This window comes from Algoriphagus sp., assembly GCF_039969895.1.
Taxonomy (GTDB): Bacteria; Bacteroidota; Bacteroidia; order Cytophagales; family Cyclobacteriaceae; genus Algoriphagus.
On the sequence record NZ_JBDVMZ010000012.1, the window covers coordinates 801,529 to 822,999 of the forward strand.

The following is a 21,471-nucleotide window of genomic DNA, read 5'->3' on the forward strand; positions in this document are numbered from 1 at the left end:
CTTATTGGATTTACCAAGGTCTAGGCATTTTCTGTTCTCTCATTGGCACAAAAACCAAGCTTTCGTCAGTCTCATCAGAATTGACAAATGGCTTGAATCTCTTCATCATGTGTGGATCCTCGATGGCTTCTTTCCATTCACAGGCATATCTCTTCACCAATTCTTCCATTTCATCTTCCAATTCTTGACCTATTCCCAGACTATCTTCGATGATTACTTTTTTTAAATAGTCTATTCCACCTTCGAGCTTCTCCAGCCAAGGAGCTGTGCGCTGCAAAGGAGCAGCAGTTCTGATGTAGTAAACCAGGAATCTATCGAGGTATTTGATGCAGGTATCGTCGTCTAGTTTTTCTGCCAAAAGAATGGCGTGCTTCGGGGTAGCCCCGCCGTTACCACAGACGAAGAGGTTCCAACCACCTTCTACGGCGATCACTCCAAAATCTTTTCCTCTGGCTTCTGCACATTCTCGAATACATCCTGATACTCCACCTTTAAGTTTGTGAGGTGAACGAAGTCCTTTATATCTGTCTTCGATTCTTATTGCGAAGCTCACGCTGTCATGCAAGCCATAGCGACACCAAGTCGAACCTACACAGCTTTTGACGGTTCTAAGTGATTTGCCATAAGCGTGTCCACTTTCAAATCCAGCATCGATGAGTTCTTTCCAAATCATTGGAAGCTCATGAAGCTGAGCTCCGAAAAGATCAATTCGCTGTCCACCAGTGATTTTGGTGTATAGATCATATTTCTTAGCTACTTGTCCCAGTACCATTAGTTTCTCAGGAGTAATCTCTCCTCCCGGTACTCTAGGCACTACAGAGTAAGTGCCGTTTCTCTGAATATTTGCCAGAAATCTATCGTTGGAATCCTGAATAGGGGCTTGACGATTGGCTGTTTCCATGTAGATGCTGGCAAAAATCGAGGCCAAGACCGGCTTGCAAGTTTCGCAACCGTGTCCTTTTCCATGACGATCCAGCGCCTCATCAAAATCCATAATGCTGTGCAGCTTCACCAGATCGTACATTTCCTGACGGCTGTACTCGAAGTGCTCACAGATGGTTTCCCTCACTTCCTGGCCCATGGATTTCAGCGTTGCTTTAACCAAGTCGCTCACCATTGGCTTACATCCACCACAAGAGCTGGAAGCTTTCGTGTTTTTCACCACATCAGATAAAGAGCAGCACGTTCCACTCGTAATGGTATCGCATATCGTTCCTTTAGTTACCGCTTCACAAGAGCAAATCTGTGCTGCGTCTGGTAGATCGAGTACAGATCTTAAAGCACTTTTGCTTTCACCACCTCTGGATCCCAAGATCAAATCCTCAGGATTCTCAGGCAGCTTCATCGCGTTGATGTAAAGCTGGAAAAGTGTGTTGTAATCTGAAGAATCACCAACCATGATTCCTCCAAGAAGCTTGGAGCCATCTTTGGAGATGTTGATTCTTTTGTAAACTCCGTGTTGCTTATTTTCATAAGCGATTGCGGTGACTTCATCATTTTCTATAAATGGATCACCAAAGGAAGCCACTTCCGTACCCACTAGTTTCAGTTGAGTGGACATATCGATGGATGGGCTCATTAGCTTTTCCCCGCCGGTGATTTGATCTACAGCCACCGCCGCCATCTCATATCCTGGAGCCACTAGCCCATAGATGCCATTATTATATAGTGCTACTTCACCTATCGCATAGATCGAAGGATCGGAAGTTTCCATTTTATTATTTACATAGATCCCGCCGCGCTCGCCGGTTCTGAGGCCACACTTTACAGCCAATTCATCTCTAGGACGGATTCCTGCCGAAATGATCAGCATATCTACCTGAAGGGAAGTATCGTCAGTAAAGTCGATTTTCTCAATCCCTTCTTCACCTACGATTTCCTTGGAGTTTTTACCTAGATGAACTTTGATTTCTAGACTTTCGATTTTAGTCTGAAGCATGTCACTGGCGGCTTTATCCAGTTGCCGCGGCATCAATCTCGGAGCAAATTCAATCACATGTGTTTCTAACCCGAGTTCTTTCGAAGCATTGGCAGCTTCTAGACCGAGGAGACCACCACCAAGAATTGCGGATTGGATATTTCCTCCATGCTTTAGTTTCTGAGCATAGTCTTTTATAGCGTCCAGATCTTCGATAGTGCGATAGATAAATACGCCTGGCTTGTCCACTCCAGGAATATTGGGCACAAAGCAGGAGGATCCTGTCGCCAAAACCAGGTAGTCATATTCGAAATAGTCATGCTTATGTGTGAAAACACGCCTAGTTACCGTCTCGATATCCGTGATCATCTCACCGGTTCGTAGCGTGATGTTATTCTCCAAATACCATTCACGGGGAGCTAAAAGTAGTTTATCCGCATCGTCTGAGGAGAAATACTCACTGAGGTGAACCCGGTCGTAAGCAGGTCTTGCCTCCTCGCCAAACACAAGTATCTCAAACTGATCGCGTAGAGGGTGGGCAGCTAGTTTTTCACAAAACTTATACCCGACCATTCCATTTCCTATGACAATAACTTTCTTCATGGCTACGTAATTTAGAGCTCAAATATAAGTATAAATACGTAATTAAAAATGAAATATTAAATAATTACTTATTTGAAATAAGTAGGGTAAAATGTTAGAAAATGGAATAATACCCATTAATAGGGTTTTTAATACAATTAATGAGCTAAACACGTACTTACGAAATGCTACTTAGGTACATGGCATACGTAAGTGATATCTTCGAAAAGTTGGATTCTAGAGAAGAGTGTATAAATAGGCTTTTAGGTATTTGTATTCCAAAATTTGGATGAACGGGCTTCTGGGGTAGCATGAAGACCTTTGGGTCAGCGATTGGAATAATTCAATTTCTAAAAATCTTGCTTCTGGAGAAGTAGGATAGCGTTGCCTTACGTTCTCGGCGCCACCTTATGTGCACCTTGCGGTTAGACCCACATTAGGGAAAAATACTGTTGACTTTAATCAAAAAAAGCACCCCAAATTGAGGTGCTTTCAAGTTTATTTTCGGTTGAGATTAACCTACTCTTTCGATCTGGGAGAAATAGAACGCTCCTTCGATAGCCGCGTTCTCGTCTGAGTCAGAACCGTGAACGGCGTTAGCTTCGATAGACTTAGCGAAGATCTTACGGATAGTTCCTTCCGCAGCATCCGCTGGGTTGGTAGCTCCGATCAATTTTCTGAAATCCTCCACTGCATTATCTTTCTCCAAGATCGCTGCGATGATAGGTCCCGAGGACATATATGCACACAGGTCAGCATAGAAAGGTCTCGCCGCGTGAACTTCGTAGAATTTTCCTGCGATGGCTGGAGTCAGTTGGGTAGCTTTCATGGCTACGATTTTGAAGCCTGCCTCTTCGATCATTTTCAAAATAGCTCCTGAGTTTCCTGCTGCAAAAGCATCAGGCTTGATCATGGTGAATGTTCTGTTGGTTGCCATGTTATTCGTTTTTCATTGGTTTAAATCGGGCGCAAAAATAGGCTTTTTAGTAGCATTAACCACAAAAACTTTTTGATTTCTACGCTACATGCTTCATAGTCAGCCTAATGCCATACTTGGGAATTGTCAAAATTTTCCTGACCTTTGCGAACCACAAGAGCCAAAAAGCAGCTAAATGTATAAAATGGAAGCTTTAGCCTCGTTTAAGAGAGAGATAAACTCACCCAAAAAAATATTCATCACCACACATGTCAAACCCGATGCCGATGCATTGGGTTCTTCATTGGGATTGGCTAGCTACCTACTCAAGAAAGGACATGAAGTGACTGTGGTGACACCGACTGATTATCCTTCGTTTCTAAACTGGATGAAAGGCAATGAGGATGTGTTGGATTTTAGCAATCCCACACAGACAGAATTAGCCACCAAGAAGTTAAATGAAGCCGATGTTATATTTTGTTTGGATTTCTCCTGCTTAAGCAGAGTCAACGAATTAGGTGAATTGATTCGAAAGTCGTCAGCCTACACTGTTAATATTGACCATCACCAGGATCCAGAGGATTTTGCTGACTACAGGGTCTGGAGCACGGAAGCTGCTGCTACATGCGAATTAGTCTATGAAATGATCGTGCAGCTAGGCGATGAAAAGCTTCTGGACAAAGATATTGCAGAATGCCTTTACGCTGGAATCATGACAGATACCGGAGGTTTCAGACATCCAAATACCACCAAGAATGTCCACCTAGTAGTAGCAGAACTATTAGATCTGGGTGCGGACAGTTCGCAGATTGCCAACTGGATCTATGACTCAAACTCTGTTAACCGACTCAAGTTTATCGGTTTCGCCATCAGTCGTCGCCTAGTCGTGCACGAGGACCTTCATATGGCGTATTTCGCGATCAGCAAAAAAGATCTTAAAAAATATCAAAGCCGTACCGGAGATACCGAAGGATTGGTCAATTATGCCTTATCTTTGGATGGGATCAAACTAGCCGCCTTATTTTCGGAACGCGAAGATGGAGTTAAGATTTCTTTCAGATCATCCAGCGAAGTAGCTGTCAATAAATTTGCTGCGGATTATTTTGACGGAGGTGGTCATAAAAATGCTTCAGGAGGCAAGTCCACCACCAGCCTAAAAGAAACGGTAGAGCGATTTGAGTCTTTGGTAGAAAAGCATCAGGACGAGTTATTCCGAGTTGCACCTGCCACTGTTGACTGATGCCGATTGTCACCCCTGTAATCTTGAAAAACCAATTATCCTTTACGAAGTCGAGCAAGAATATCCTAGAGAAATACCCTGAGAGGTATTACAGATAATTCATGCGAGAATTCACCCCGACCTTAAAAGCGGGACAACTTATGACCTTAGAAAAACAATTTTAATCAAATGAAAAATTCAAAAAGCCTTTTGGCAATCCTAGCTCTCTTGGTTGGAGCTGTTACTTTGACTTCATGTAAAAAAACGAAAGTCACTGAAGTAGATGGTATAGAGTACACCTACGTAAAGGAAGGAAATGAAAAAGCGCCTAACGGCGAGTTTCTGCTTTACAACTTTGAAGTCCTGACTGGATCCGACTCTGTATTGATTTCTACGGCTGATAACCCTTATCCGGGCTACATGCAGGTAAATGACTCCATGCCGGTACGTAACGGGATGGATGAAATTTTTCTTGGTTTGAGAAAAGGCGATAGCATCGCTTTTGAATCAACTGCTAAAATAATTTTCGGTGACAATCTACCTCCTTTCCTGACTGAAGATGAGATTATTAAAGTGAGATTGGGCGCTTTTGATATCATGAATCAAGAGGCTATACAGGCTTATTTTGACAAAGTGATGGCGGCTGAAGAAGTGAAAAGATCCGAGCGAGCTGTAGAAAGACTGGCTGAAGAAGATAAGATGATCCAAGAGTATATCAAGGAGAAAGGTCTAGACGCCAAGAAAACAGAAAGTGGACTTTACTATGTCATCGAAGAAGAAGGAACCGGTGAACCAGTGACTCCAGGTACAACTATGCATGTAAACTATGCTGGCTACCTAATCGATGGATCTTTATTTGACACATCGATAGAATCATTGGCCAGAGAAAATAATGCATTCAATGAAGGTCGTCCTTATGAGCCACTTCCAGTAGCTGTAGGTATGGGTCAAGTGATTCCAGGTTGGGACGAAGGATTGTTGCTTTTGAAAAAAGGATCGAAGGGTAAATTCATCATTCCATCTCCACTAGGATATGGTGAGAACGCGATGGGAGATAAAATTCCTGCTAATTCCATCCTTGTTTTCGATGTGGATGTAGCGGATGTAGAGTAATTCTCGTTCTGGAGATATATCTAGTTATTTAAAAAAAACCAACTACAATGAAAATTAGAATATTTGCCATTTTGAGCTTGATCGCTGGGAGTTTTGCTTTTTCATCTTGTATAGATGATGAAGCTACTGATAACGCCATACTAGCAAATGATAAACTAGCCATAGAAGAATACCTAGAGTCAAATACAATCGTCAATGTGAAAGAATATTACGATGAGGTAACTGGCCTGAGGGTAATTTGGCAAGAATTATCTGGCTCTGGAATAGGCGTCACCGCAGGAGACACATTGCAAGTGGATTACACCGGTAAATTACTTTCAAATAAAGTATTTGACACTTCTAACGAACAAGTAGCCAGAGACGCTGGGGTGTTTTCATCTGGTAGAACATACGCTCCTCTTAAATTTCCAATTGGCTACAATTTCCTGATCGCAGGATTTGAATTTGGAGTAGGTCAAATGGAGCAAGGGGATAAAGCTACGGTATTCATCCCTTCGGAATTTGCCTATGGAAGGCAAGGGAGTGGAATTATTCCAAGCAGTGCCCCGATACTATTTGAATTAGATCTTATTCAGGTAACTCAAGGACCACAACAATAAATGAGCAATTCTAAACTAAGTATCCTCTCATTCCTTTTAGCGTTAGTTGCACTTAGTAGCTGCGACACACAAAATCCTTTTGATACAGGACCTGCCTATGATGTAGAAGGGAACCTCGCAAAAGACAGCCTGTTGATCGTGGATTACCTCAAAACGGCTGAGATCGATAGTTTGTATAGAATCTATGATCCTAGTGGAGTGGTCATCATCGTACAGAAGGAGGGAAATGGCTCAAGACCGCTTACTGGCAACGCTATTTTCACCAATTACATAGGATCGCTGATGAGCGATGGCTCCGTGTTTGACACTAATATCAGGCAGGTAGCCATAGAAAATGATATCGATGTAGAAGGCAGAGAGTATGAGATCTTGAGTTTTGCACTAGGTTCGGGAACGGTTATACAAGGCTGGGATATTGCATTCAGGCGACTAAGGCCAGGATCTAAAGCTCGGCTGATCATTCCCTCTACTTACGCATATCGAGATGCCGCAAATAATGACCGGATCCCACCCAATTCCGTCTTAGTATTTGACGTGGATTTTAAAGGGATAGAATAAATTAACTAAGGGGGCTTCGGCCCTCTTTTTTATTTCTTTGAAAAGCCAAAAAATCACGTTGTGGCAGGAGATCAGAAGCTATCTCTAATCGTGGATTGGTAGTTCACCTAACCTATGGGCGTAGTGCTAGCTTGGGAGAGTATGGGAGCAGTTTTCAAAGAAAGTATAATTGCAAATTACTTGATAATGAAAATTACCTGAGCCTTATCATCCTATCTGTTCACTTGAACCCTGTTAAGCATGGACTAGTGATGACAGCCAAGGTAGAAGGTATTTTTTTTCAGCTTATTCTACCCATAAAACTCCCAAAGTATCTAGAGAGCAGGGTTGTGCATGGTTTGGAGGTATTTCTGAATTTCTAAAATTTCGTGGAAGAGTTAGTGAAGATTTTTTAACTGATGAGTACTCTCGAGAGTGATAACCTCATCAGAGAAGTGAAACCATCGAGGTCAGGTAAATAGTAATGGTTGCTGACAACTTATTTCTTCACATTATTTTAATCTAAATACCTTCTGAGTCTTATAGACCTCAACCGTTAATTCCCTACTTTCGCGGCATGTTTGATTTGAAGGAAATTTTATCTGTTTCGTTGATCTTGTTTTCGGTGATTGATATTCTCGGTTCTATTCCGATTATCGTCAATCTCCGCCAGAAAGTAGGGCATATTCAGTCTGAAAAAGCTACGCTTGCTGCGGGTGTTCTGATGATTCTTTTTCTGCTTGCAGGTAAGTCGATTCTAGGACTTTTCGGAATTGGTGTGGAGGATTTTGCTATTGCCGGTGCGCTGATCATTTTTGCAATCGGTGCAGAGATGATTCTAGGAATTGAGCTGTTCAAATCGGATCCAGACGCCAAGTCTGGTACCTCTATCGTGCCAATTGCTTTTCCGTTGATCGCAGGTGCGGGTACGCTGACTACTATTTTGACGCTGAAGGCAGAGTTTGCGCAGCTCAATATTGCTATAGGTATCCTACTGAATTTGATATTGGTTTATATCGTATTGAAAAGTACGGGGTGGCTAGAACGGAAAATCGGAAAAACAGGCCTTGATGTGCTGAGACGGATTTTTGGTATTATTTTGCTTTCTATCGCAGTGAAAATTTTCAAAACAAATGCCTTTCCTATAGGGGTTGAAACTGGTCTCTAAACCGGTTATCTCTCCTATTTTCACTTACTTTGTTTCATGATTACCATTTACACTGACGGTGCTGCCAAAGGCAATCCAGGTCCGGGAGGATACGGAGCTGTCCTAAAATTCGGCAAACACCGCAAAGAACTTTCCGAAGGCTTCCGCAGAACTACCAATAACCGCATGGAACTTTTGGCAGTGATCCGTGCGCTTCAAGCCATCAATACTACCGAGTTTCCTGTTCAGATTTACTCCGATAGCAAGTACGTAGTTGATTCTGTAGAGAAAGGCTGGATCTGGGGTTGGCAGAAAAAGGGCTTCAAGGATAAAAAAAATCCAGATCTCTGGTTGCGCTATATTCCACTTCACTTGAAATACAAACCCAAATTTATTTGGGTAAAAGGCCATGCCGGAAACATCGAAAATGAACGCTGCGACGTGCTAGCGGTACAAGCTGCAGAGGGATTTGATCTGAAGGTGGATGAAGGGTATGAGGAAAGTCAGAAGTAAAAGTTAAAGATCTAAAGTCTGAAATCTGAAAAAAGTACTTCAGACTTCAGACTTTAGATTTCATAATTTCTCCATGGTCATCACCGGAATATCATTTCGATTAACCTCCAATAGTGGCCTGTACTCAGTCTCAGGATAGACCCATCCATTTTCCCTCAACTCATAGAGTAGAGGAGCGAGGTTCTGCACGGCAGCTTTGCAGCCTTGAACGATTGCTCCCATATTTCCAGTTTGTTTTGAAAGCACAGCTTCATTCTCGATTTCAAAAGGACCTGAGAACCCTTTCTCCTTCAGGATACTCACAAAGGCTCGCCAATCCATAGAATCACCTAAGCCAAAGCCTGGCAAAGTGGCTTCGTAGTGATGTCTGTCCCAAGGATTGGTACTTGAAGGAATACCGGCTTTAACGGCCCAATCCTCACGGACTGCCTGCATGGGATACATGTTGCCCCAGAAAGGATCAGGGTTGTTTCGTGTGGATTTGACGTGAATGCGCTTGAGGCGCTTCATATCGGTATTTTTGATCACTTCCAGCGGATCAGTATGCTGCCAGATATCGTGGGAAGGATCATAAATTTCGCCGTGATTGGACTCAGGGATGAGTTCATACATGATTTTTCTTGATGCCAAAACTCCGGGAAGATTATTGAACGTACCAAAGTGACCGGAGCTTCTCCAGCCTTCCATAGGACAGTTTTCATAAAGTACAGTTATTCCCAGATCATTTGCATATCGTATGATGGGGCCAAAAACTTTTTGATATTCGAGTAAATTCTTCTCAAATCCACCTTCTTGATTTCCAAGCTCGTGGTTATATCCTACGAATGTTCCGACCTTAACATCATTTTCATCTCCACCGAGCAAGAATGCAATCCTGATCAATTTCAATAGATGGTTCTGATTCTTCAAACGTTCAGCAGGATCCCCTCCGATTAGGTTATCAAAAGCTCCAATGGAAAGTCTAAGCTTAGCTCCATTGAATTTCTCGATGAGTTTTTTGGCCTCTTCGGGATCAAAATTCTCATAGTCCAAGTGAGTCGCCACGAAATCGTCACGTGTCCCGTCCTTTCTGAAAACACATAAGTCAAGGCCTTGAACGCCGATTTGTAATGCTTTTCCAACCGTTTGATCCAAACTAAGTTGGTCAAAAGCAGAAGTCATGATCCAGATGGGGTTTGCCATTTTGGGAGTTTTTTGGTGAAATAAAAAAAGGGAATAGTCCGAGTTTAGTGAAAGCTCGATCTATTCCCAAGGAATGGAATTTATGTGATTTTGTCAATCAATGCACTAAGGTCACGATGACTTTCTGGGTGCCAAAGCCTGGCAATGCTACGTTTTGCGATAGAACCAGCTGGGTTGGAGTTACACTTTCTACGATTAAATCCCCTTCAGCTCCTGGGATATCAATGATGTCGGTATTAACAGTCAGTATTTTAGTGGCATCACTATAGCTCCAAGTGAAATCCACCGTTTGCGGGTCTGCGGGGTCACATTTAGTTGGGCCATCATCTACTACGCCTATGCTGATGGGGGTTTCATAGTTAAATGTAACTAAGTTGTCCAGCAAGCAGTCATCTATCAGCGAAATAACACTAATGCCATTTGTGGTGGCAGTGCTTACCTTCCAGGCTATGCCTGAACCGATGATTTCAGCATCGGATTTGATTGGATCTGGATCGTCATCGCCACAAGATGCTAGTGTCATCAGACTTGCCATTGCTAAAAGGAAGGAGAGTTTTTGAAAAGTTTTCATGTGAAAAATGGTTGAGTTGAAAAGCTATTTGTTAAGTACTAAGCTAAAATATAGCTTTAATTTGATAGTAATTGTCATTCTGGCGCAGAATACCTTTTTCTGATTTCGATTTTTTGCTTTTGCCTGTTCCAAAGGGCCCTAGCCAAATCAGGAGCGACTTGGTCTGGCTCGGATACGTGGAGGATTTTTTTCAGTTTTTCCTCTCCCAAGTCTATTCGATAGCAGATCTGAAGCAAGCGCTCAAACTCTCTGTCCAGCATGTGCGCTATGACTTTTGAAAGGGAGGAGATAGCTTTTTCCTCATCAAATTCTAAAGAGACTTCAGGAAGTTCAAAGTCTTTGCGCAGCAATAAGAAAGTTTCTTGAGGTAAAGTTTCGCTCATAATAAAGACAAAAAAGCCCCGAGGTGAGTCGAGGCTAGGTACTTATTTGTCTGATTTTTTGTCAGACTTAGCAGCTTTTGGAGCTTTAGCTTTTTTCTCCTCGGCAGGTTTTTCCTCTTCTGCTTTTACTTCCTCTTCTTTTTTCTGAAGTACTTCAGGAGCTTGTGCTTTGATGAGTTTGTACCACGTGATGAGCTTTTTGATATCAGAGGTGTAAACTCTCGCTTCGTCCACCTCGGGAAGAATGTGCTTCATAAAGGCTCTTAGCTCGGAATCATCCGGATTGGCATCCAGTCCCAAATCTCCTTGGAATTCTGCTTCGATCTTCTGCATCACAGACTCCAGAGGCTCTGCGCCCTCTTCGGTCAGGGTATAAATAGAAATATCGCTGAGTATAGAAACACGCTGGGACATGCCGGCAACGAGTTTGGTATTCTTTCCATCCATGCTTTCCAGGATTACTCCTGTGCGAGATGGTTTCAAAACTTTGAATAAACCGGGTTTACCGGCGACGGAGGCAAGATCTTTAAAATTCATTCGATATGTTTTTTTTCAAGGGTGCAAATATAGGGTTATCAGTGTAATGATTCACCTCGCTTGATATTCAGTGACTAATTCTTCCATAAATCCAATCAACTCCTCTTTGCCGGTGCCGGCTTCTGCACTGGTGATAAAGTAATCTGGATTTTCACCGAACATCTCTCTGGTTTTCTTTAGAAACTTCTGGATGTTCTGCTCAGTTTTCGACTTGGATTGCTTGTCGGCTTTAGTGAAAACCAGGGCAGTAGGAACTTCCTGAGTTCCGCACCAAAGCAAAAATTCCAGATCGATCTGCTGTGGCTCTAATCGGCTATCGATCAGTACAAATACACCGCAAAGATTTTCACGCTTGGTCAAATAGGTGGTGATCATACTTTCCCATCCTTGCTTCACTTTCAGGTTTACTTTGGCAAAGCCATAGCCAGGAAGATCGACCAGATACCATTTGTCATTGATCATGAAATGGTTGATGAGCTGGGTTTTACCCGGCTTTTGGGAGGTTTTTGCCAATCCTTTTTGGTTGACTAGCATGTTGATCAGTGAGCTTTTGCCCACATTGGATCTACCGATAAAAGCAATCTCGGCCCGATCTGGCTTTGGACAATTCCCAGGGTTGGAATTACTGATTACAAAAGTGGCTTTCTGGATCATTTGCTGGTATTTGTTTGCAAAAGTACGACATTATCCGAAACTGAAAGGATGAAGAGGAAGCGTAACAATTTTCCTTTCCTCGTGTTTCTTGCCTATTATTGCCCTTACAAACACAGAATTCTCATGGCCGTAGTTCCTTATAAAGACAAGCAAGATTCCAAGAAAGATCAGGTAGCGGAGATGTTCAATAACATTTCTGGCAAATATGATTTGCTCAATCACGTGCTCAGCATGGGTATTGACATTACTTGGAGGAAAAAAGCAATTAAATACCTGAAAGATGATCAGCCTAAATTAATCCTGGATATTGCCACTGGGACTGGAGATTTTGCGATTGAGGCGCTTTCACTTAACCCAGATAAGATCATCGGAGTGGATATTTCCGAAGGTATGCTGGAAGAAGGCCGGAAGAAAATGAAGAAAAAAGGACTTGAAGATAAGATTGAGCTTCAGCTCGGCGATTCTGAAGGCTTACTTTTTGAAGATAATAAGTTTGATGCGGTCATCGTTTCTTTTGGAGTGAGAAATTTCGAGAATTTGGAGAAAGGTCTCGCCGATATGTATCGGGTTTTGAAGCCAGGCGGGAAAGTGGTGATTTTGGAGTTCAGCAAGCCTACCAAGGCACCGATGAAGCAAGCGTATGCGTTTTACTCCAAAGCTATTTTGCCCCAGATCGGCAAAATTGTATCCAAGGATAATTCTGCTTATACTTATCTCCCTGAGTCAGTACAGGCCTTTCCGGACGGGATGGATTTCCTGAGAATTATGAATAGTGTAGGATTCACCAGCAACTTATGCAAACCACTAACATTTGGAATAAGCTCAATCTACGTAGGGACAAAGTAATTCTCGCAGGTTTAGTTTTTGTAATAGCGACACTTCCAACCTTCGGTCAGGGCATGTTCGGACTGACTTCAGCTTCGACTTCGGATAATAGACCAATTTCATACGGGTTTTTTCTTGCTGCTCATAACAGTACGCTGCGGATCAAATACACCGATGCTTTTCTTGATCCAACTTCTGTTGATCCATTTACAGGGGTTAGAAGTATTCAGACTAAGTTTTCGCCGGGCTTTTCACTCGGGTTTATCGGTATTTTGAGATTTCACGATCAGGTTTCGTTGATGTTTACTCCCAAAGTGGGGTTTTATGAATACAAAACTGAGGTAACCTATTTTAATGATCAGATCGATGTAGAGTTAGTCGGCGGGGATGTGATTGTCAGCGAGGAGAATCTAGGGAATGTTGTAGAGTATAGCTCGGAAGCGACAATGGTAGAATTGCCTTTGCTTTTCAAATACCGCTCCGTCAGGTTTAATAATACCCGGATGTACTGGCTCGGTGGAGCAAGCTATCAGTTTCGTACCAAAGGTCAGGACGAAGCTAATGTGGATGATATCGTGATGACGGGACAGGATGTTTCTCTAGAAGCAGGAATGGGCTTTGAGATTTATTTCAAATACTTCAAGTTTGCTCCAGAGATTCGCTTTTCACATGGGATGATGAATGCCTACCAGGCGGAAAATACCAGACCAGAACTTCAAGGTGCAATCGAATCGATTAAGAGGAAAAGCATTACGATCTATCTGAATTTTCAGTAGGAAGATTGTAAGATTGGAATAGTGAACTATTGTAAGATTTTATCTCATCCATCATCTTCCTTAACAATTGCGGGTTGAGTATTGAAAATTGTCCATTGATAATTTTTTAACTTGCCTCTATGAAATCGAGCATGACCCAAGCGACTCACAGAGGTATGGTTATACTGCTTGCGAAGATTCCATGTGGCCATTAAAAATCAAAATATAGACACATGAAAAACAAAATTGCCTTAGTCACAGGAGCGACTTCCGGAATAGGTAAAGCTGCTGCTATCACCCTTGCAAAGCTTGGTTTTGATATCATTGCTACAGGAAGACGTGGAAATCGACTGGAAGAATTGAAGTCTGAATTACCTGAAGGAATTGATTTTTTGCCCCTGATATTTGATGTGCGCGATCGGGAAAAGGTGCTGGAAATACTCGAGAATCTGCCCGAAAGATGGAAAGCCATCGACGTGCTGATCAATAACGCAGGAAATGCACATGGCATTGATCCAGTGCAAACTGCCAATCTGGACGATTGGGATGCGATGATGGATATCAATGTAAAAGGACTTTTGTATGTTTCTAGAGCTATTATTCCAGGAATGACTGATCGGAAATCAGGAATGATCATCAATATCGGATCCATAGCCGGCAAAGAAGTATATCCTAACGGTAGCGTCTATTGCGGTAGTAAGCATGCCGTGGATGCGATCACTAAAGGAATGCGAATAGACTTGAATCAGTTTGGAATCCGAGTGGTCGCCATACATCCAGGTTTGGTGGAGACCGAGTTTTCTCTGGTGAGATTCAAAGGAGATGAAGATAGGGCAGGCGCTGTCTATCAGGGAATGGAACCTTTGGTCGCTCAGGATATTGCGGATATCGTCGAGTTTGCCGTAACTAGGCCTGCACATGTGACGATCGCCGATGTGGTGGTGCTTCCCACAGCTCAGGCTTCCGCTACCCTTGTAAAAAGAGCTATTTGATTGTGAACAAACTATATATTCCATTAATACTACTAGTAGCCTCTTGCGGTACTTCACAAAAGTCTGATCAGGAGGTTTTCTCCGAGCAGCAGAGAGAAGTGCTAGATCCTGTGAAGGATATAGATTTGGAAATCGAAATTCCCGAAATGGAGAAAGTGCTGATCAATCAGGGATTGGTCAATGTGGAGGAAGTCATTCCAGGCATTAAGGTAGAGCTGAAATATTCGACCACGGATAATTTCTTTGGACAGGATGTCTATGGAGACTTAACCAACGCTTACTTGCAACCAGAAGTAGCAGAGCTTTTGAAAAAAGCCCAAGAAATGCTTCAAGCTGAGAATCCTGATTTTACTTTTCTAGTCTATGATGGCGTCCGACCATCCTCCGTGCAGCAGATTCTTTGGGACAATCTAGACAAACCTGACAGCGTAAAACCTCTCTATGTAGCAGATCCAAAAAAAGGCAGCTTACACAACTTCGGGGTGGCTGTTGACTTGACGATTTTTGACACTAAGGCTGACTCGACTTTGGATATGGGCACAGGCTATGATTACTTTGGCTATCCAGCTTATCCTGACCGTGAAGCCCAAATGCTCGCTGAGGGAAAAATCACCAAAGCTCAAGTAGCTAATCGGGAGATTTTGAGAAAAGTGATGACAGCAAATGGATTTTCAGGAATCGGTTCGGAATGGTGGCATTTCAATGCTTTTTCCAGAAAAGAAGCTGGAGAGAAGTTTGAAATGATCAAGTAAAAAAGACGGGAGATAGAAGACTTGAGACAGAGAACAGGAGACCCATGTCTGGTGGCTGTGGCAGTAGTATGAATGAGTGGTTCCCGTTGATTAAGTTTCAGAAAACTAGATTTTAGCCCCAATTGGCGGGTTTGTTTTATAGATAATTCAATAGATTTAGAATCAATTATCAGCATACAAATCCTTTTTTCTCAAGTTGAAAAAGTCTCTTAGTTTCGTTAAACGCTAGCATTTGAGTAGCATCCCACACCTGACATTCAGCATCGGTCTGAATCCTAAGGATGAAATTGGAACACAGATACTATTCCTAATTAAATAAATACATTAAAAAACAATTCAAACCCTATGACCTTAAAACGATCAATTCTCACGCTCTCGCTGATTTTCAGCATTGCGCTGGTATCTCAGGCACAGCAATTCAAAGCGCTCGTCTATACCAAGACGGCAGGTTTTCGCCATCAATCAATTCCCAATGCAGTCGTAGCGCTGAAGAAAATGGGCGAAAAGCAGGTATTTAGTGTGTATGCCTCTGAAGACCCTAAAGTGCTGGAAGAAGAAAGTTTGATGAAATACGATGTCCTAATCTTAGTATCGACTACTGGGACTATTTTCGATGAAAAAGCGCAGGCTTCATTGCAGAAATTTGTTCAAAGTGGCAAAGGTGTAGTCGGTGTGCATGCCGCTGCGGACTCAGAGTATGATTGGCCTTGGTATAACAAAATGATGGGCGCTTATTTCCTTTCTCATCCAGCTCAGCAAACCCTGCGTCTGGAAGTGGTAGATCAGAATCATCCGGCCACCTGGCATTTGCCTAAAAATTGGATGTGGACAGACGAATTGTATGAATACAAAGACATCAATCCTGATTTGAACATTCTACTCAACGCAGATGAAAGCACATATAAAGTCGCTAAGGGCAACGGTGCCAATCACCCAATGGCTTGGTACCATGAGTTCGAAGGTGGTAGAGTATTCTATACTGCTTTGGGTCACGTCGATTCAGCTTGGGAAGATGATGTGTTCTTGAAGCATCTCTACGGAGGAATCTGGTACGCAGCTACCGGACACCCCTTTAAAAAGTAAAAAGATTCCTTGAAAAAGCCGATTTGCAGGAACTTAATACCTGTAAATCGGTTTCCTCTTTAAAAATCAAGAATACCATGTTACAAGCTCAAGCTAGACCAGTTCACCTCTACATGGAGGCCAATCCAAACCCCAATTCTTTGAAATTTGTTGCCAACTTCATGTTGGTAGATGAAGGGGTAAGTTTTGATTTTCCAGATGCTGAAGCTGCCAAAATTAGCCCGCTGGCTCAAGAATTATTCAATTTTGCTGCAGTGGAGCGTGTGTTTGTTGCTTCTAACTTTGTGACTGTGACTAAGTCCGAATCAGTAGAATGGTCAGAAATACAAGGAATAGTACGTGATCATATCAAGCACTATTTGGAAGCAGGCAAAGCACCCGTACCTGTCAACATAGAGAAAGATCCCTTATTTGATGAGAACGATTCTGAAGTCGTGAAAAAAATCAAAGGAATCCTGGACGAGTATATCCGCCCAGCCGTGGAGCAAGACGGGGGAGCTATTGTCTTCCATTCCTTCCACGAGGGAGTGGTGAAAGTTCAGCTTCAGGGTTCCTGCTCAGGCTGTCCATCCAGTACTGTGACTTTGAAAGCTGGAATCCAAAACCTGCTTACCAGAATGCTTCCTGAGGTGAAGGAAGTGGTAGCAGAGGGAGTTTAAGCTGGCATTTTATGGGTAAGAGAGATTGGTCCTGGGCGATTCTTGGAGTTATTGCTTTGGGAATCCGTTATTTGGCTACTCAAAACCCTGAGGGCACAGACGATATTTATTCAAGAATCTTCTTTCCGGGAATCCGGAATGTAATCGATTTGACGCTGGGAAGATTGCCTTTTCCCAGCGTTTATTTGTTTATCGTGTCGGTGATGCTGGTTATAGGCATTTATCTTTTTAGGCTTCGCAAAAGAATTGGGTGGAAAAATAGACTCCTTTACTCCCTCAGGGCGCTAGCTAATGGGCTAGGGGCGCTGATTTTCTTTTTCTTAATCCTCTGGGGGTACAACTATCAGCGTACACCCATCGTGCAGCAACTTGGTCTGAGACCTACATCCATGAATTTGGAGGAGTTAAAAAGTGAAGTGCTCCTCACGCAGCGTCTGGCGCAGCAGTACCGCAATTCTATCACGCAGGATACATTGGCCATAGAGGAGATTTTACCTTACCCAGAACTGGAAAATCTCGTGAGGGCAAACATTGCAGATAATCTGGATATGCTGGGCCTGAACTTCACCGGCCGACCTCGCACCAAGCTTTTTCCCCCTCCAGGATTTATGCGGAAAATGGGAATCCTTGGAATTTATTTTCCTTTCACTGGAGAAAGTTATATTGATCCCACATTGCATGCGCTAGAAATGCCATTCACAGTGGCTCATGAGATGGCGCACAGTTATGGTGTCACGGATGAAGGGGAGGCCAATTTTATCGCTTGGGTAATCTGCACCAATAGTGACGACCCACTCCTGAGGTATTCTGGGCAACTTAGATTGCTGACTTATCAAATCCGAGACTACTACCGCATGAGCCCTGAGGACTATAAGCTCTGGATTAGCACTTTGGACCGAGGCATAAGAAATGATTTGATTTCTCTTCAATTAGCTTCAGAGGCCTTCAAGCCCTTTTCTATAGAGCTGAGTAGGAAAACCAATGATGTATTTTTGAAGACTCAAGGAGTCAAAGCCGGAATCAACAGCTACCAACAACTTCCAAAATTAGCCTTTGCGTGGAGAGCGCGGATGAAAGGCGAATAGTCAACTATCTTAAGTTTTTGTTTGATCGGATCGAAAATAATTCTTAGTTTGAGCGAAGCCAAATCCACCTTCATTAGAATTTGAATTAATTGGTTTTAGCTCATTTTAACGTTCTCGGTTTATGCGCCCACTGCTATTCGCTCTTTTCCTGTTCTCTTTCATTCAGGCTAGTTTTGCCCAAATCACAATGGAAACTGAGCGTGCCGATGATGGAAGCATGGAGCTTTACACAGTTAACTCTACTGTGATCCCTTACACTGTTTTGATTGATTATGCTGAGTTGAGTAATCTGAATTCGACCGGAAGTACTTCGATGGTAGTGGCGCGGCCTGGGAAGTCTAAGGTGGTGACCTTGAAGCGAACGGTAGAAAGTCAGCCCACCAATGTCCGCTACACCTTCACATATGTCAAAGGTGATTACACCAGAAGGTCAAAAACGGAGGCAGTTTATTTGATTCCCTTACCTGAAGAAACTCAGACAAGGGGAATTAGGATGACTCACATAGAAAATCGCCTGCAGCCAAAGGAGGTGAACTTAGAATATGTAGGGATTTCTTTTGAATTTGGCTTGCCAACTGAGATTTTGGCTCCGCGTAAAGGTGTTGTCTCAGACCTCCAAATGGGAAAATCTTCGGAAAAGGAAAATTTGGATTTTGACAGAGGAGAAAATTTTATTGAGCTTTTTCACGAAGATGGATCTCTGACTAAAGTAATGGTACTGAGTCCTGGCAGTGAAAAAGTAAAGTTAGGACAGGTAGTTTTTCCTGGCGATGTATTGGCTAGCTCCTCGGGCGAGGCATACAATTCTGGGTTTCATGTGAGGTTGGCGAATATGAAACCATTCAAAGACCCTGACGGAAAGCTTCGCTATGAAATGACGCCTATGAAGTTTGTCTTTAAAGGCGGAGAATCGGACTTTTCCAGCCCGATGGAAGTGGCGGTAGTTCATCCAGTAGAATTGGTCACTGGAGAAATGAGTAAGAAAGAGAAGAAGGAATTTGAGGCGGGCAAATAGGCAGAATGTGAATCAAGGTTGAGCGACTTTTTTCCTATTTCCTACCCAAACTCCTATGATCACGGCGAGGATTCCTACATAATGTCCTAAAAGTAAAACTTCTCCATCCAGTACACCCCAGAAAATAGCCACAATCGGGATGAGGTAGGTGACGGAAGAAGCAAACACTGGAGTTGCTGTTTTGACCATGACATTGAATATAATCAATGCTAACGCCGTCCCCATCACCCCGAGTAGGGTGACATAGCCTAGCGCCGGTAAGGCTCCGGCTACATTCACGACCTTATAGGAAAATTGAGTTCCAGCCATCAAATACACAAGTGCCAATGGCAACACCATTAGCAAAGAAATGGCAGTGATTTCTATGGGTTTGAGTTTTTGAAAGCGGTATTTGATGATGTTCAGATTGAAACCGTAGCAGATGCAGGCTAGAATCACGTAGAAAGCATGGGAGTTGATATCTGCAAAAGCTCCAAAACCGGAACCTTCTTTGACGGTAACCAGAATGAAAACTCCGATGAACGCGATGGCTAATCCTACGCCGTTTCGTCTGGTGATTTTCGAGTTGAAAAATAAAGCCCCGATGACTACAACAGACAGCGGAGTCAAGGCATTCAGCACCCCAGTGAGAGAGCTACTGAGTTGAGTTTGAGCTTTGGCAAATAGAAAAGCAGGAATAAAACTGCCCACCAAACCTACAATTATGAGGTTTTTAAGCTGAGTTTTATCAAGATTTCTTAGCCTAGGAATGGATAAAGGTAAGAGGAAACTAGCCGCAGCCACGATTCTATAAGCGCCTACTTCTCCGGGAGAAAATACTTCTAGCCCTCTTTTGATTAAAATAAATGAACTGCCCCATATGAGGGATAAGAGAATTAGCAAGCCCCAGTTTCTTAGGTTGCTGTCATTGGTGGTAGTGGACATCGATGGTCGCAGAGAATTATTCGCTTTGCAAAGGAAGCAAAACCAAAGAAAAGTTAGAGAAAAAATTACAGGAGACTAAATTAGGAGCAACTCTTAAGTCTGATTTTCTTGTTGAGATACTCGTGGAATCGATGAGTTGATGCTTTTTCGGGTTATAAACTAAATAACCCATCAATTCTATAAAGTTTTTATGGTTATAACCTTAATATATTTACGATTAATGATTTTTTTATGGTTATAACCTAAAAGAACATCATTTCAAGAACGACTGATTATGATCAGTTAAGGGGATTCATTGACAAGCCGCAGATCAAAATCCTAACTGGGATTAGGAGAAGCGGTAAGTCAACAGCTTTATTACTGCTGAAGAAAGAATTGCTGTCTAGAGGTGTTGAAAGCAACCAGATTATTCATATCAACTTAGAAAGTTTTGTGTTCTCCGACTTGCGCACAGCTACTCAACTTTATGGGTATGTTGAAGAGAAAGTACAAAAAGAGCCTATTTGCTTCTAGATGAGATCCAAGAGGTAGATGGCTGGGAAAAAGCAGTCAATTCATTTATGGTAGATTTTGAAGTAGATATTTACCTCACTGGCTGCTATTCTCATCTTTTGTCGTCAGAACTGGCCACTTATTTGGCAGGACGCTACGTAGAGATTCCAGTTTACACGTTGTCCTTTGCTGAGTATTTGGATTTTCGAGCTGCTTATTTCCCGAGTGACGCACCTGATAGAAAATCGGCCTTCATGGCCTATTTGAGAATGGGAGGTTTTCCAGTATTGCACACGTCAGATTATTCAATAGAAACGGCTTATAAAGTCGTGTACGATATATATTCTTCTGTTATACTCAGAGATACTGTTCAGCGCTACAAAATAAGAGATGTGAAATTGCTCGAGCGGATTGTGAAATATGCTTTTGATAATATAGGGAATACTTTTTCGGGGAAGAATGTGGCAGATTATTTCAAAAGTCAACAAAGAAAGATTGATCTTAATACAGTCTATAATTACCTTAATGCGTTGGAGGGAGCATTTATTTTGTATCGTGCATCGCGATATGATATCAAAGGAAAAGAGATCTTGAAAACCCAAGAAAAATTTTACTTGAGCGATGGGGGATTACTTTATGCTACTATGGGCTATCGGGATAGGATGATCTCTGGGATTTTGGAGAATATAGTTTTTCTTGAATTAAAAAGAAGAGGATATACTGTGTTTGTAGGGAAATTTCTTGACAAGGAAATTGATTTCATCGCAGAGAAGAAAGGTCAAAAGATATACGTTCAGGTAGCATATAAACTAGAGAGTGAACAGACTATAGAAAGGGAGTTTTCCAGTCTTTTGGCCATTCAAGATCAATTCCCAAAATATGTTGTGACACTGGATGATTTTTGGAAAGAAGATGTAGAGGGTGTTCAGCATGTACACCTATCCGATTTTTTGCTACAGAGTTTTTAATTTTAGCATAAAAAAGGTGGTAAAGCTGAAAACTAGCTTTCCAACTTTAC

Annotated in this window: 23 protein-coding genes and 1 pseudogene; 16 read left to right on the forward strand and 8 right to left on the reverse strand. The window is 42.4% G+C overall.

All coding sequences use genetic code 11. The features are described 5' to 3' along the window. Positions 1-10: 10 nt before the first annotated feature. Positions 11-2,521: a nitrite reductase large subunit NirB gene (gene nirB / locus ABJH64_RS09560; protein WP_348276156.1), complete on the reverse strand. Its 2,511-nt coding sequence runs from the start codon at positions 2,519-2,521 to the stop codon at positions 11-13. A 493-nt stretch (positions 2,522-3,014) separates the two neighbouring features. After that, complete coding sequence (locus ABJH64_RS09565; RefSeq protein WP_348277035.1) at positions 3,015-3,437, reverse strand: nucleoside-diphosphate kinase; 423 nt, start codon at positions 3,435-3,437, stop codon at positions 3,015-3,017. Between the two features lie 184 nt (positions 3,438-3,621). Between ABJH64_RS09565 and ABJH64_RS09570 the strand changes: the two genes are divergently transcribed. The 6 genes from ABJH64_RS09570 (at position 3,622) to rnhA (ending at position 8,544) form a co-directional block, all read left to right on the forward strand. Next, positions 3,622-4,656: a bifunctional oligoribonuclease/PAP phosphatase NrnA gene (locus ABJH64_RS09570; protein WP_348277036.1), complete on the forward strand. Its 1,035-nt coding sequence runs from the start codon at positions 3,622-3,624 to the stop codon at positions 4,654-4,656. 168 nt (positions 4,657-4,824) lie between these two features. Beyond that, on the forward strand, positions 4,825-5,748 hold the full coding sequence (locus ABJH64_RS09575) for an FKBP-type peptidyl-prolyl cis-trans isomerase (protein WP_348277037.1): 924 nt from the start codon (positions 4,825-4,827) through the stop codon (positions 5,746-5,748). Positions 5,749-5,795: 47 nt separating this feature from the next. Then, positions 5,796-6,347, forward strand: a complete 552-nt coding sequence (locus ABJH64_RS09580) for an FKBP-type peptidyl-prolyl cis-trans isomerase (protein WP_348277038.1) — start codon at positions 5,796-5,798, stop codon at positions 6,345-6,347. Beyond that, the gene (locus ABJH64_RS09585) at positions 6,348-6,905 is read left to right on the forward strand and encodes an FKBP-type peptidyl-prolyl cis-trans isomerase (RefSeq protein ID WP_348277039.1); all 558 of its coding nucleotides are present in this window, start codon (positions 6,348-6,350) and stop codon (positions 6,903-6,905) included. Positions 6,906-7,461: 556 nt separating this feature from the next. Next, positions 7,462-8,052: a MarC family protein gene (locus ABJH64_RS09590; protein ID WP_348277040.1), complete on the forward strand. Its 591-nt coding sequence runs from the start codon at positions 7,462-7,464 to the stop codon at positions 8,050-8,052. 36 nt (positions 8,053-8,088) lie between these two features. Next, entirely contained in the window at positions 8,089-8,544 is a 456-nt protein-coding gene (rnhA, locus tag ABJH64_RS09595; protein ID WP_348277041.1) for a ribonuclease HI, read from the forward strand. 60 nt (positions 8,545-8,604) lie between these two features. On the opposite strand, the gene ABJH64_RS09600 is transcribed toward rnhA, so the two are convergent. The 5 genes from ABJH64_RS09600 to yihA form a co-directional block, all read right to left on the reverse strand. Then, positions 8,605-9,726: a sugar phosphate isomerase/epimerase gene (locus tag ABJH64_RS09600; protein WP_348277042.1), complete on the reverse strand. Its 1,122-nt coding sequence runs from the start codon at positions 9,724-9,726 to the stop codon at positions 8,605-8,607. A 97-nt stretch (positions 9,727-9,823) separates the two neighbouring features. Continuing rightward, the gene (locus tag ABJH64_RS09605) at positions 9,824-10,297 is read right to left on the reverse strand and encodes a hypothetical protein (protein WP_348277043.1); all 474 of its coding nucleotides are present in this window, start codon (positions 10,295-10,297) and stop codon (positions 9,824-9,826) included. Between the two features lie 74 nt (positions 10,298-10,371). Then, positions 10,372-10,680 (reverse strand): hypothetical protein, encoded by a 309-nt coding sequence (locus ABJH64_RS09610; RefSeq protein WP_348277044.1) that lies wholly within the window; start codon positions 10,678-10,680, stop codon positions 10,372-10,374. Between the two features lie 42 nt (positions 10,681-10,722). Continuing rightward, positions 10,723-11,217, reverse strand: coding sequence for a DUF5606 domain-containing protein (locus tag ABJH64_RS09615; protein WP_348277045.1), 495 nt, complete (start codon positions 11,215-11,217; stop codon positions 10,723-10,725). 51 nt (positions 11,218-11,268) lie between these two features. After that, positions 11,269-11,871, reverse strand: coding sequence for a ribosome biogenesis GTP-binding protein YihA/YsxC (gene yihA, locus ABJH64_RS09620; RefSeq protein WP_348277046.1), 603 nt, complete (start codon positions 11,869-11,871; stop codon positions 11,269-11,271). A 123-nt stretch (positions 11,872-11,994) separates the two neighbouring features. Between yihA and ubiE the strand changes: the two genes are divergently transcribed. From ubiE to ABJH64_RS09660, 8 genes are all read left to right on the forward strand, one after another. Further along, complete coding sequence (ubiE, locus tag ABJH64_RS09625) at positions 11,995-12,717, forward strand: bifunctional demethylmenaquinone methyltransferase/2-methoxy-6-polyprenyl-1,4-benzoquinol methylase UbiE (RefSeq protein ID WP_111612467.1); 723 nt, start codon at positions 11,995-11,997, stop codon at positions 12,715-12,717. Then, the gene (locus ABJH64_RS09630; protein ID WP_348277047.1) at positions 12,666-13,472 is read left to right on the forward strand and encodes a porin family protein; all 807 of its coding nucleotides are present in this window, start codon (positions 12,666-12,668) and stop codon (positions 13,470-13,472) included. The genes ubiE and ABJH64_RS09630 overlap by 52 nt, the downstream gene beginning before the upstream one ends. Positions 13,473-13,684: 212 nt before the next feature. Continuing rightward, positions 13,685-14,443, forward strand: coding sequence for an SDR family NAD(P)-dependent oxidoreductase (locus ABJH64_RS09635; RefSeq protein ID WP_348277048.1), 759 nt, complete (start codon positions 13,685-13,687; stop codon positions 14,441-14,443). A 146-nt stretch (positions 14,444-14,589) separates the two neighbouring features. Beyond that, entirely contained in the window at positions 14,590-15,195 is a 606-nt protein-coding gene (locus ABJH64_RS09640; protein ID WP_348277074.1) for a M15 family metallopeptidase, read from the forward strand. Positions 15,196-15,540: 345 nt separating this feature from the next. After that, the gene (locus ABJH64_RS09645; RefSeq protein WP_348277049.1) at positions 15,541-16,278 is read left to right on the forward strand and encodes a ThuA domain-containing protein; all 738 of its coding nucleotides are present in this window, start codon (positions 15,541-15,543) and stop codon (positions 16,276-16,278) included. 77 nt (positions 16,279-16,355) lie between these two features. Next, positions 16,356-16,937 (forward strand): NifU family protein, encoded by a 582-nt coding sequence (locus ABJH64_RS09650; protein WP_348277050.1) that lies wholly within the window; start codon positions 16,356-16,358, stop codon positions 16,935-16,937. 11 nt (positions 16,938-16,948) lie between these two features. Continuing rightward, positions 16,949-18,022, forward strand: a complete 1,074-nt coding sequence (locus tag ABJH64_RS09655; RefSeq protein WP_348277051.1) for a DUF3810 domain-containing protein — start codon at positions 16,949-16,951, stop codon at positions 18,020-18,022. Between the two features lie 121 nt (positions 18,023-18,143). After that, positions 18,144-19,037, forward strand: a complete 894-nt coding sequence (locus ABJH64_RS09660) for a hypothetical protein (protein WP_348277052.1) — start codon at positions 18,144-18,146, stop codon at positions 19,035-19,037. A gap of 12 nt (positions 19,038-19,049) precedes the next feature. Here ABJH64_RS09660 and ABJH64_RS09665 read toward each other — a convergent pair whose 3' ends face one another. Continuing rightward, positions 19,050-19,961, reverse strand: a complete 912-nt coding sequence (locus ABJH64_RS09665) for a DMT family transporter (protein ID WP_348277053.1) — start codon at positions 19,959-19,961, stop codon at positions 19,050-19,052. A gap of 363 nt (positions 19,962-20,324) precedes the next feature. Between ABJH64_RS09665 and ABJH64_RS09670 the strand changes: the two are divergent. Then, a pseudogene (locus ABJH64_RS09670) lies at positions 20,325-20,593 on the forward strand (AAA family ATPase); the annotation flags it as partial. 129 nt (positions 20,594-20,722) lie between these two features. Next, on the forward strand, positions 20,723-21,421 hold the full coding sequence (locus ABJH64_RS09675; protein ID WP_348277075.1) for an ATP-binding protein: 699 nt from the start codon (positions 20,723-20,725) through the stop codon (positions 21,419-21,421). Positions 21,422-21,471 lie beyond the last annotated feature (50 nt).